General features: G+C 71.9%; 11 protein-coding genes. 7 read left to right on the top strand and 4 right to left on the bottom strand.

The features are described from left to right. The first annotated feature begins 145 nt into the window (after positions 1-145). From ACIQZN_RS03345 to ACIQZN_RS03325, 5 genes are all read left to right on the top strand, one after another. Positions 146-1,084: a cellulose-binding protein gene (locus ACIQZN_RS03345; protein ID WP_403987778.1), complete on the top strand. Its 939-nt coding sequence runs from the start codon at positions 146-148 to the stop codon at positions 1,082-1,084. Between the two features lie 76 nt (positions 1,085-1,160). Then, positions 1,161-2,153 (top strand): ABC transporter ATP-binding protein, encoded by a 993-nt coding sequence (locus tag ACIQZN_RS03340; protein ID WP_403987775.1) that lies wholly within the window; start codon positions 1,161-1,163, stop codon positions 2,151-2,153. A 2-nt stretch (positions 2,154-2,155) separates the two neighbouring features. Then, complete coding sequence (locus ACIQZN_RS03335; RefSeq protein ID WP_403987772.1) at positions 2,156-2,935, top strand: ABC transporter permease subunit; 780 nt, start codon at positions 2,156-2,158, stop codon at positions 2,933-2,935. 144 nt (positions 2,936-3,079) lie between these two features. Beyond that, positions 3,080-4,264 (top strand): ABC transporter ATP-binding protein, encoded by a 1,185-nt coding sequence (locus tag ACIQZN_RS03330; RefSeq protein ID WP_403987769.1) that lies wholly within the window; start codon positions 3,080-3,082, stop codon positions 4,262-4,264. Continuing rightward, positions 4,261-5,130, top strand: a complete 870-nt coding sequence (locus tag ACIQZN_RS03325) for an ABC transporter permease subunit (protein WP_403987766.1) — start codon at positions 4,261-4,263, stop codon at positions 5,128-5,130. The genes ACIQZN_RS03330 and ACIQZN_RS03325 overlap by 4 nt, the downstream gene beginning before the upstream one ends. Positions 5,131-5,142: 12 nt before the next feature. On the opposite strand, the gene ACIQZN_RS03320 is transcribed toward ACIQZN_RS03325, so the two are convergent. After that, positions 5,143-5,472, bottom strand: a complete 330-nt coding sequence (locus tag ACIQZN_RS03320; protein WP_073963897.1) for an ATP/GTP-binding protein — start codon at positions 5,470-5,472, stop codon at positions 5,143-5,145. Positions 5,473-5,670: 198 nt separating this feature from the next. On the opposite strand from ACIQZN_RS03320, the gene ACIQZN_RS03315 reads away from it, so the two are divergent. Further along, positions 5,671-6,711 carry an LLM class flavin-dependent oxidoreductase gene (locus tag ACIQZN_RS03315; protein ID WP_403987762.1) on the top strand — a complete coding sequence of 347 codons (1,041 nt, stop codon included), beginning with the start codon at positions 5,671-5,673 and terminating at the stop codon, positions 6,709-6,711. Positions 6,712-6,810: 99 nt separating this feature from the next. On the opposite strand, the gene ACIQZN_RS03310 is transcribed toward ACIQZN_RS03315, so the two are convergent. After that, positions 6,811-7,203 (bottom strand): SCO5389 family protein, encoded by a 393-nt coding sequence (locus ACIQZN_RS03310; protein ID WP_403987759.1) that lies wholly within the window; start codon positions 7,201-7,203, stop codon positions 6,811-6,813. 266 nt (positions 7,204-7,469) lie between these two features. Between ACIQZN_RS03310 and nucS the strand changes: the two genes are divergently transcribed. Continuing rightward, a complete protein-coding gene (gene nucS, locus ACIQZN_RS03305) occupies positions 7,470-8,141 on the top strand; it encodes an endonuclease NucS (protein ID WP_403987756.1) in 672 nt (223 codons plus the stop codon). Positions 8,142-8,332: 191 nt separating this feature from the next. Here the strand turns inward: nucS and ACIQZN_RS03300 are convergent, their stop codons facing one another. Together ACIQZN_RS03300 and ACIQZN_RS03295 are read right to left on the bottom strand one after the other, a co-directional pair. Further along, the gene (locus ACIQZN_RS03300; protein ID WP_403987753.1) at positions 8,333-10,807 is read right to left on the bottom strand and encodes an ATP-binding protein; all 2,475 of its coding nucleotides are present in this window, start codon (positions 10,805-10,807) and stop codon (positions 8,333-8,335) included. Between the two features lie 256 nt (positions 10,808-11,063). Further along, positions 11,064-11,387 (bottom strand): STAS domain-containing protein, encoded by a 324-nt coding sequence (locus tag ACIQZN_RS03295; protein ID WP_403987750.1) that lies wholly within the window; start codon positions 11,385-11,387, stop codon positions 11,064-11,066. Positions 11,388-11,467: the final 80 nt, after the last annotated feature.

Genomic DNA, 11,467 nt, shown 5'->3' with positions numbered 1-11,467 from the left:
CGTCCGAGTGGCAAGGGTTACGGGGGTCAGCCACTCAAAAGGGGTGTCATTCTCCAGATCAAACCGGCATCTGCTCGATGACACGCCGCCCCGGCCCCTAGGATTCCCTCTATCACCTCACCGGTCTCACTTCGACAGGAACCCCATGAGTGACCCTTCCTCCCCCTTCGGCTTCGAACTCGTGCGGCGTGGTTACGACCGCGGTCAGGTGGATGACCGCATTACCAAGCTCGTCGCCGACCGTGATAGTGCTCTCGCCCGCATCACATCGCTGGAAAAGCGCATCGAGGAACTGCACCTCGAAACGCAGAACGCCCAGGCCCAGGTGAACGACGCGGAGCCGTCGTACGCGGGTCTCGGCGCGCGTGTGGAGAAGATCCTCCGGCTGGCCGAGGAGGAGGCGAAGGACCTGCGCGAGGAGGCCCGTCGCGCCGCCGAGCAGCACCGCGAGCTCGCCGAGTCCGCCGCCCAGCAGGTGCGCAACGACGCCGAGACCTTCGCCGCCGAGCGCAAGGCCAAGGCCGAGGACGACGGCGTCCGCATCGTCGACAAGGCCCAGGGTGAGGCCACCGCGCTGCGTGCCGACGCGCAGAAGGACGCGGCGCAGAAGCGCGAGGAGGCCGACGCCCTCTTCGAGGAGACCCGCGCCAAGGCCGCCCAGGCCGCCGCGGACTTCGAGACCAACCTCGCCAAGCGCCGCGACCAGTCGGAGCGCGACCTCGCGTCCCGCCAGGCCAAGGCCGAGAAGCGCCTCGCCGAGATCGAGCACCGCGCCGAGCAGCTCCGCCTGGAGGCGGAGAAGCTCCGCACCGACGCCGAGCGCCGGGCCCGTCAGACGGTGGAGACCGCGCAGCGCCAGTCCGAGGACATCGTGGCGGACGCCAACGCGAAGGCCGACCGCATCCGCAGCGAATCGGAGCGCGAGCTCGCGGCCCTCACCAACCGCCGCGACTCGATCAACGCGCAGCTGACCAACGTCCGCGAGATGCTGGCGACGCTGACCGGTGCCGCGGTGGCGGCCGCCGGCACCCCCGCCGACGAGGAGCCCGCCTCCCGCGGCGTCCCGGCCCAGCAGACCCGCTGACTCCGGTTGCCGTACCCGCGTGCCCGGTTCCGCCCTTGTGGTGGCGCCGGGCACGCGGGCGTTCTAGCGTGAACGCATGATCGAGCTCGATGGCCTCACGAAGAGGTACGGGAACAAGGTCGCCGTCGACCAGTTGTCGTGCGTGATCAAACCGGGAATGGTGACGGGTTTTCTGGGACCCAACGGGGCGGGCAAGTCCACCACGATGCGGATGATGCTCGATCTCGACAACCCGACGAGCGGTTCCGTGCGGATCGACGGCAAGCACTACCGCGAACTCGAAGAACCTTTGAAGTACATCGGCGCGCTGCTGGACGCGAAGGCGATGCACGGCGGGCGCAGCGCGTACAACAACCTGCTCTGTCTGGCGCAGAGCAACCGCATTCCCGAACAGCGGGTGGCGGAGGTGCTGGACACCGTGGGCCTGACCGCGGTGGCGCGGAAGAAGTCCAAGGGTTTCTCGCTCGGCATGGGCCAGCGCCTGGGCATCGCCTCGGCGCTGCTCGGTGATCCCCGGATCCTGATGTTCGACGAGCCGGTCAACGGCCTCGACCCCGAGGGCATCCACTGGATCCGGAATCTGATGAAGACGCTCGCCGAGCAGGGCCGGACGATCTTCGTCTCCTCGCACCTGATGAGCGAGATGGCGCTGACCGCCGACCATCTGATCGTGATCGGCCAGGGCAGGCTGCTCGCGGACACGTCGATGGCCGACTTCATCCACGAGAACTCGCGCAGTTACGTCCGGCTGCGCTCCCCGCAGCAGGAGCGGCTGCGCGATGTGCTGCACCAGGAGGGCGTCGTCGCCGTCGAGGCGGACGGCGGCACGCTGGAGGTGGACGGTGGCACCACCGAGGACCTGGGCGAGCTGGCCGCCCGGCACGGGATCACGCTGCACGAGCTGAGCGCCCAGCGGGCGTCGCTGGAGGAGGCGTTCATGCAGATGACGGCGGGCTCGGTCGAGTACCACGCGCACTCGTCGCCGGGCGGCGGCGCACCACCCGCGCCCGAGGGCCCGCAGTGGGGCGAGGGCTGGGTCCAGCGGCCCGGCGACGGAGAGGGGGCGTGACGATGGCTTCGGTCCCCGCGGTCCTGACCTCCGAATGGACCAAGATCCGCACGGTCTCCTCCACCACCTGGACGCTGATCTCGGCGTTCCTGGTCACCGTGGCGATGGGCGCGGCCCTGTGCGCGGTGATGAACGCCCAGTTCGACGATCTCAAGCCGGCCGAGCAGGCCACCTTCGACCCGACGTTCATCAGCTTCTCCGGGATGATCCTCGGCCAGCTGGCGATGGTGGTGTTCGGAGTGCTCGTCGTCGGTACGGAGTACAGCTCCGGCATGATCCGCACCTCGCTGGCGGCCGTGCCGCGGCGGGCGACCTTCCTGTTCAGCAAGATGCTGGTGGCCGGGGTCCTGGCGCTGGTGGTGGGGCTGCTCACCAGCTTCGTCACGTTCTTCCTCGGCCAGGCGCTGCTGGGCGACCACGGTACGGACATCGGCGCGGAGAACGTGCTGCGCGCGGTGGTCGGCGGCGGGCTCTACATGGGGCTGATCGCGCTGTTCTCCATGGGGGTCACGGCGATGCTGCGCAGCTCGATGCTGTCGCTGGGCATCCTGGTGCCGTTCTTCTTCCTGGTCTCGCAGATCCTGTCGGCGGTGCCGGGCGCCAAGAAGGTCGCCCAGTACTTCCCGGACCAGGCGGGCTCCAAGATCATGCAGGTGGTGCCGGACGCGATGAACAGCGATCCGGCGCCGTACGGGCCTTGGGCCGGGCTGTTGATCATGGTGGGCTGGGTGGCGGCCGCGGTGCTCGGCGGCTTCCTCGTACTGAAGAAGCGGGACGCCTGAGAGCCCGTACGGCAGGCGGACCGGGACTCACCCCCGTAACGGCTTGGGCGGAACCGTCAAGGCGCGGATATCCTCCTAACTCTTACGGGGGCGTACGGCCGGACGGCGTGTGCCCCGACGACAGATAGTCGATGGGGCTGGAGCATGATCGAGGCAGTCGGCCTGACCAAGCGCTATGGCGCGAAGACAGCCGTGTACAACCTTTCCTTCCAGGTGCGGCCGGGTGCCGTCACCGGGTTCCTCGGTCCCAACGGGTCGGGCAAGTCGACCACCATGCGCATGATCCTCGGCCTGGACCGGCCGACGGCCGGCCGGGTCACCATCGGTGGACACGAGTTCCGGAATCTGCCGAACGCGCCCCGCCAGGTGGGCGCCCTGCTCGACGCCAAGGCGGTGCACGGCGGGCGCAGCGCCCGCAACCACCTGCTCTCGCTCGCCCAGCTGGCCGGCATCCCGGAGGCCCGGGTCGACGAGGTGCTGGGCGTCGTCGGCCTCCAGGGCGTGGCCCGTAAGCGCTCCAAGGGGTTCTCGCTGGGCATGGGCCAGCGGCTCGGCATCGCGGCGGCGCTCCTCGGCGACCCGCAGGTGCTGCTGTTCGACGAGCCGGTCAACGGCCTCGACCCGGAGGGCATCCTCTGGGTCCGCAATCTGATGAAGATGCTGGCCTCCGAGGGCCGCACGGTCTTCGTCTCCTCGCACCTGATGAGCGAGATGGCCCTCACCGCCGACCATCTGATCGTGATCGGGCGCGGCCAGCTGATGGCCGACATGAGCGTCAAGGACTTCATCTCGACCAACTCGGCCGACTTCGCCCGGGTCCGCGTCCCGGACGAGACGCCGGAGCAGCGCGAGAAGCTGACCACCACGCTGACCGAGGCGGGCGGCCAGGTCCTGTCCGAGCCGGACGGCGCCCTGCGGGTCACCGGCCTGGCGCTCCCCCGGATCAGCGACCTGGCCCACGAGTCGGACGTCCGGCTGTGGGAGCTCTCGCCGCACCAGGCGTCGCTGGAGGAGGCGTACATGCGGATGACGCAGGGCGCCGTGGACTACCGCTCGACGGCCGACCAGCGGGCCCACCTCCAGCAGCAGCCGCCGCATCCCGGCTACGGGCCGCAGCCGGGGTACGCCCCGCCGCCCCAGCAGCCCGTGCCGGACGTGCCGCAGCAGGGCTGGTACGCCCCGCCGCCGCCCGGACAGAACCCGTACGCGGCCGCCGCGCCGGCCCAGGCGCCCGCGCCGGCCGCCGCCCCTCCCGCCCCGGCGGCGCCCGCCGAGGCCCCCGCCCCCGCAGACCTGACCAAGCGCGAGACCAGCGAGGACGCCCGATGACCACGCCGCCGACGCCGCAGGCGCCGTACCAGCAGCCCGCGCCGCAGCAGGGGTACCAGCAGCAGCCGCAGGGCTTCTACGTCTCGCCGATCCCGATGCGCCCCGCGACGTTCGGGGACGCGATCGCCTCGGAGTGGACCAAGATCCGGTCCGTGCGCTCGACCATGTGGACGCTCGGTGTCATGACCGCGCTGCTGCTGGTCATCGGCGTGCTCGCGGCCGTCGCCGTCTCCGCGTCCGACGCGGACATGGGCGAGACGCCGGTGCTGAGCCTCGGCTTCTTCGGGGTGCTGCTCGGCACGATCTGTGTGATCACGCTCGGCGTGATGACGATCGCCTCGGAGTACGGCACCGGCATGATCCGTACGACGCTGACGGCCTGCCCGAGCCGGGGCCGGGTGCTCGGCGCCAAGGCGCTCGTCTTCTTCCTGCTCACCTTCGTCATCACCACGGTGATGACCTCGGTGGTCGCCCTGATCCAGTCGTCCATGCTGGACGCGGTGTCGCCGACCGGCGAGGAGTGGCTGCGCGCCACGGTCGGCGTCGGGCTCTACGTGGCGACGCTGGGGCTGCTGGCGCTCGCGGTCGGCGCGCTGATCCGGCACTCGGCCGGGGCGATCACCCTCATGATCGGCGTGGTGCTGCTGCCGCTCGTGCTGGCCATCTTCATGTTCGCGTCGTCGCTGGCGACGGTCCAGGAGAAGCTGTTGGAGTACTCGATCCCGAACCAGCTCAGCGTCTTCTACGACAACTCGGTCACGTCGTCCGGCGGGCCGTCCGGCTGGGACCCGCTGTGGATCCTGCTCGTCGTGACGGCGCTCGCCATGGGCGGGGCGTACCTGTCGATGAACCAGCGCGACGTCTGAGGCCGCGCCCCCTCAGTAGCGGGGCGCGTTCCGGGACCGCTGCACCTTCGTGGTGCGGCGGTCCTTCGCGTTCCAGCAGGCTTTGTGCCAGTGCCTGCGGTCGTCGACACCGCCGTACTCGGACCACGCCACCAGATGCGGGACGCCGGACGGGATCTCCTGGTCGCAGCCGGGGCAGCGGTAGCGCTTGCCGGCCGCGCTCGCGCCGCTGACCGGGCGCACCGACCACTCCTCGCCCTGCCACTCCTCCGTACGCCCGCCCCCGCCGTACCGGTCCGCCGACTCGCTCGCGCTGTCGTTGCGGCTCTCGCCGCCTCGGGGGCGGTTGCGGCGCGGGGACACGTTTCACCTCACGGAACGGGCTGGGCGGGACTCGTCCAGCGTAGGGCCATTCGGGCGGGGTACCCGCCTCTCGGGCTTCGTGGCGCGAGGGGTTACCGGAAAATCGCAACAACTCCGCGCCGGACCGTGCCTTTGGCACGTGTCAGACGTTGTTGCCAGTAGGGGAGAGCCGCGTCGGCCGCAAGGAGGCAATTGGCGATGCGTGTCGGAACGTTCGTACTGGCGGCCCAGTTTCCGGGCCAGGGACCGGGGGAAGCGCTGCACCGCGCGATCCGGTCCGCCGAGGTCGCCGAGGAGTCCGGGCTCGACTCGGTCTGGCTGGCCGAACATCACTTCGTGCCGTACGGGGTGTGCCCGTCCGCCGTCACCCTGGCCGCGCAGCTGCTCGGCCGGACCCGCCGCATCCGCGTCGGTACGGCGGTGAGCGTGCTGCCCACCCAGCACCCGGTGGCGCTCGGCGAGCAGGCCGCGCTGCTCCATCTGACCAGCGGGGGCCGGTTCAGCCTCGGAGTCGGCCGGGGCGGTCCCTGGGTGGACCTGGAGGTGTTCGGCGGCGGCCTGGAGGCGTACGAGAAGGGATTCCCGGAGTCCCTGGACCTGCTGCTCGACTGGCTGCGGAAGCCGCGCGTGGCGGGCCGGGGCGAGCGGTACGGGTTCCGCGAGGTCGCGGTCGTCCCCCGGGCCGACGAGCTGATCGGCGCGGACGGGGCGGAGGGGGCCGGGCCCGAGGTGATCGTCGCGTGCACCTCGCGCAAGACCGTGGAGCTCGCCGCCGACCGGGGTCTGCCGATGCTGCTCGGCATGCACTGCGGGGACGCGGAGAAGGCGGAGATGGTGGCGCTCTGGCGGTCCCGCGCGCTGGCGGTCGGCCATGCGCCGGAGAAGGTGCGCGGGGCGGGGCATGTCTCGGCCGGGGTGGCCCAGATCGCCGACCGCACCGAGGACGCCGTCGAGACGCTGGTGAAGGCGATGCCGGGCTGGCTGCGCCAGGGGCTCGGCGCGCATGTCACCGTCGACGGCCGGCACCGGGTGATGCGGGACCCCGTGGGGTACGCGGAGCTGCTGTGCGGCCTTCATCCGGTGGGCACGCCGGAGCTGGCGGCCGAGCGCCTCGCGGTCACCGCCGAGCGCACGGGCATCACCCGCTTCGCGCTCCTGGTGGAGGGTTCCGGAGATCTCGTCGCCACGGAGGAGAACGTAGCGCGGCTGGGCACGGAGGTACGGCCACTCCTCGAATGACCCCCGCGCACGGACGGAAGGGTGTACGGCGGTGTGCTTACGGAGCCGCCGCCCCGGACCAGTTGCACCTCCCGCGGCCCGGAACGGCGACAAAAGCGTTCAGCAGTCCCGTAGTTCGGGCGACTGGTTGAGCAACTGGCCCCTCACCGAGGTGAACTTGGCCAGTCGGTCGTCGACCGAGGCGTCCAGCGGGAACACCGCGACGCGGTGGCAGTTCTGGAATGCGAGACGCACCCCGAAGTGCCGCTGCAGCGCTCCGCGTATCGCATCACTCGCGAGCGCGCGCAGCAGCTGACCACGTGCCTGCTCGGTGGGCGGCGGCGTCTGGTTGTCGGCGAACTCCCCGCCGTCGACCTTCAGCTGAGCCACCAACGAGCTGATCATCTCCCATGCGAAGGGCAGGGAGGTCCGGACGCAGTCGACGAAGTCGGCTTCGTCGACCTCGCCTCGCTCGGCCTGTTCCAACAGAGCCGGTGAGACGTCGAGCGACATGGGTTCTCCTCTCGCGGCCCCGGCGGATTACCGGAGCCTTACGGGCAGGGAAGAAGGCCGACGACGACGCAGCGTGCACGCACGGCGACCTCCCGCTTCCACGGTAAGGGCGCAGTCCGGGCCGCACCAGGAGATTGGGAACACAACCGGCCAATAACGAAGGGGTTCAAAGAGGGGCAAGACAGAAAGCGTCAACTCCGGAAGGGACGGGAGTGACGGATGGGTGAATCGCGTCGGCCCCCCGACGTCGAGTAGCGTTGCCGACCATGCGTCTCGTCATCGCCCGCTGCTCCGTGGATTACGCGGGCCGGCTCACGGCCCACCTGCCCTCCGCTCCCCGCCTCATCCTGGTGAAGGCGGACGGGAGCGTGTCGATTCACGCCGACGACAGGGCGTACAAACCGCTCAACTGGATGTCGCCGCCCTGCACCCTGAAGGAGGGCAGCGGCGACACCGAGGGCGTCTGGACCGTGGTGAACAAGGCGGGCGAAAAACTGATCATCACGATGGAGGAAATCCTCCACGACTCAAGCCATGAACTGGGCGTCGACCCGGGGCTGATCAAGGACGGCGTCGAAGCGCACCTCCAGGAACTGCTGGCGGACCGCATCGAGATCCTGGGCGAGGGCTACACGCTGATCCGCCGCGAGTACTTCACGGCCATCGGCCCGGTCGACATCCTGTGCCGCGACGCGGACGGGCAGACGGTGGCCGTCGAGCTGAAGCGGCGCGGCGACATCGACGGCGTCGAGCAGCTGACGCGTTACCTGGAGCTCCTGAACCGCGACCCGCACCTGGCCCCGGTGAAGGGCATCTTCGCCGCCCAGGAGATCAAGCCGCAGGCGCGGGTCCTCGCCACGGACCGCGGCATCGGCTGCGTGGTCCTGGACTACGACGCGATGCGCGGCATCGAGGACGACAAGCTCCGCTTGTTCTGAGCGTCGGGCCCGGTGGGCCCTTCGCTCGCATGCCGCCTTCGGCCCTTTCAAGCCCGTCCGGCGATTGAGGACGGAACCCTGGGGCCGGTGGGCCCTTTGCTCGCATGATGCCCTCGGCCCCGTCGGCCCTTTCAAGCCCGTCCGGCGATTGAGGACGGAACCCTCGGGCCGGGGGCCGGCGCACTCTCGGGCTACTCCCCCGAAGGGCTACCGCTCGCCGCACCCGTGGACCCGCTCGCCTGCTCAGGCGTATCCGGGTTCGTGGGCGGCTCGTCCGGGTCCTCCGTCGGGGACTCCGTCTCCGTCGGCGTAGGCGTAGGCGTCGGCGAGGAGGCCGTCTTCGTGGGCGTCGGCGAAGTCGACGTCGGCGGCTTGTGGGACGACTCCGTCGCCCGGGGCGACGACGGCGACCCGGGGGACGACGGCGTGTCCGGCGCCGAGGAGGTCGCCGAAGGCGACACCCCACCGGCCGTCGCCGACCCGCTCCCCGTGGCGGACGGCGTCACCGAGGCCGACGAGGACGCGGACCCCGAAGGGGCCGCGGTCGTGGACGGCCCGTCCGCCGGCTCCCCGGTCTCCACATCCGCGTCGTAGATGCTGTCGTCGTCCGGCACTTCCTGCTCGGTCGACGTACCGGCCCCGCCCTGCGGATCACTGCTCGACGTCAGCCCGAGCGTCACCACCGTGCCGAGGACCCCGGCCAGCAGCACGCCCGCCCCGGCGGCGACCAGGTTGCGCCGAGCCCCGCCGATGAGGGCCAGCGGCCCGCCCCGGGCCGCCCCCTTGCCGCCGCCCGCCGCGGGCACCGGCACCGGCGCGGTCACCGGCTGCTGCCGCGGCACCACGGCGGTGTCCGCGAACGCGCTCGTCATCGAGACCGGGACGACGGCCGGCACCCCCAGCGGCGGCGACGCCTCGAACGCCCCGGCCTCACCCGCCGCCGGGCCACCCCCGGACCGGTCCTCGACCAGGGCGAGCGCGCGCCGCCCGGCCACCGCACCGCTCTTGTCGGCGAGCGCCCCCCGCATGCTGATGGCGGTCTCCAGCTCGGCCCTGGCCCGGTCGGGGTGACCGGTGCAGAGCGCGAGGACGCCCAACTCGTGGTGGAAGTACGCCTCTTCCGCGACCTCCCCGGCGAGCCGCCCGGCCTCCTGGCCGATCCGGAGCGCCCGCTCCCAGGCCCCCCAGTGCAGCCCGGCCGCGAAGGCGGGCGCCGCGCTGCGGGCGAGGAGCACGGCGGCGCTCGTCCCTCCGGCCCCCTCCCCCGGCACCAGCCGGCTCATCGCGGCGATGATCGCGTCGGCCTCGGCGGCCGCCCGCTCGGGAGTGACCGAGGGGTGCCCGGTCCACCAGGCGTAGTGCTGGGCGGCGGTGCGGGCGCGGTCGGCGGCGCCGTCCTCGTAACCGGCCGCCGCCAGCTGGGCCAGGACCCCGGCGGCCAGCCGGTAACGGGAGCCGGACGGGGAGAGCAGCCCGGAGCCGGCCAGCTCGCCGAGGGCCGCGTCGGCGTGGGTGTCCCCGACGAGCGCGGGCAGATGGGCCTGGTGCGGGACCTCACCGCCGAGGGCCACCGCGAACCGCAGCGTGTCGCGGGCGGCGTCGCTCAGCCGGGAGGCCAGCAGGGCCGCGGGCGCCGCGCCCTCGCCGAGGCTGGGCAGCGGCACATCGGGCTCCCCGGCCGCCTCGGGCGCGGGCGGCGCGTCGGCGGGCCGGTTCTCCAGATAGCCGTACTCGTCGTACGCGGTGGCGTCGGTGCGCAGTTGGTCGCGCTGGCGCAGCAGCGCACCGGCCTGGACGAAGCGCAGGGGCAGGCCCTCGGACTCGAACCAGAGGTCTCCGGCCCAGTTGGCCTCCTCCTCGGTGAGCTGCCGTTCGACCACCCGGCGGAGCAGGTCGAGGGAGGTGGCGCGGTCGAGGCCGGTGAGGAAGACCTCTTCGAGGGCGGAGTCGGCGCCGGGCGCGGGAACCTCGGGCGTGGCGGCGAACAGGAAGGCGCACTCGGGGGTCGCGTCGAGCAGTTCGTCCAGAGCGGCGCCGCCGAGCTCCAGGTCGTCCAGGACGACGACGGCGCCGGTGGTGCGCAGCGTCTCCAGCAGGAGCGCCCGGTCCGGGCGGTGCTGAGGGGCGTCGTGAACGGCGTCGAAGAGCGCGTACATCAGGTCGGTGGTGGTGCGCTTGTGGCCGCTGAGGCGGACGACCCCGTCGGGCGCGAAGTCCGCGCAGTCGGCGGCGACGGCGTCGAGCAGGGCGGTACGGCCGGAACCCGCCGGTCCGGTGAGCCGGACGGAGCGGCCGCGTGCGAGGAGGCGGGTCAGCCGCTCGCGTTCCTCCTCGCGCCGCAGCAGCGGGAGCTGGAGGACGGGCGGGCCGGGCGGTACGGGGGGCGCCGCGGCGCGGGCGCGGGCGGTGCGCTCGGCGGGGGTGCGGCGGACGGGGGCGGCGGGCCGCTCACCGGGCGGGCACGGCTCGACCTCGCTGCCGTCGACGGGGTTGACGGTGAGCGTCAGGTCACCGACGACGAGGGTGACCATGCGGACCTGCTGCGGTGTTTGCTGACCGAAATCCGGGGTCAGCGGATCGCGGGAAGGGCGGCGCCGGCCGGCCTCGTCAGCGAAGTCCTTGCTGTCGTGGCCGAACTCTTCCGGCCCCCGGTGTATCGGGTCCATCGCCAAAGCCCCCAAGACGTGTCGAGCGCGGTTGTCCCTCCCGGCCTCGCACGTCCAGATGCCGCCCACGGTCCGGTGTCCGCCGGGTCGGGTCCGTCAATCGGCAGACGGCCGAACCCTAAACCTTCGCACAGTATCCACGAGCATCCGGGGTGGCGCGCCGCCCCGAGATCACGGTCTCGTGAGGATTGTGTGCCTTCTCGCCGTACGGTCACCGAGGGTCGGCCGGGGGCCACGGGGCGTCCCCGTGAGCCCTTCAGACGCGGGGCAGGGACTCCGCCGCGATGCCGCCCTCGATGGCGAGGATGCGGTGCAGCCGGGTGGCCACCAGGAGGCGTTGCATCTGCGGAGGCACGGCGCGCAGCACGAGGCGCCGTCCGGCGCGCCCGGCCCTGCGGTGTGCGCCCATGATGACGCCGAGTCCGGTCGCGTCCCACGACTCCAGCTCGGTCAGGTCGAGCACCAGATCGCCGACGCCGTCGTCCAGGGCCGAGTGCAGGACCGTACGGGCGTCCGCCGCGCTTCGGACGTCGAGGCGGCCCCCGACGACCAGCTCGGCGTGGTCGCCCCTGATGTACATATGCGCTCCCCTGGAATGCTCCGTGGCCCGGTCCGTCTGTCCGAAACTGTCTCTGCCCAACTGACTGCGGCAGCGACAGG

Source organism: Streptomyces sp. NPDC097595 (assembly GCF_044761525.1).
GTDB lineage: Bacteria > Actinomycetota > Actinomycetes > Streptomycetales > Streptomycetaceae > Streptomyces > Streptomyces drozdowiczii_A.
This window is presented reverse-complemented; position numbering and strand designations above follow the sequence as displayed.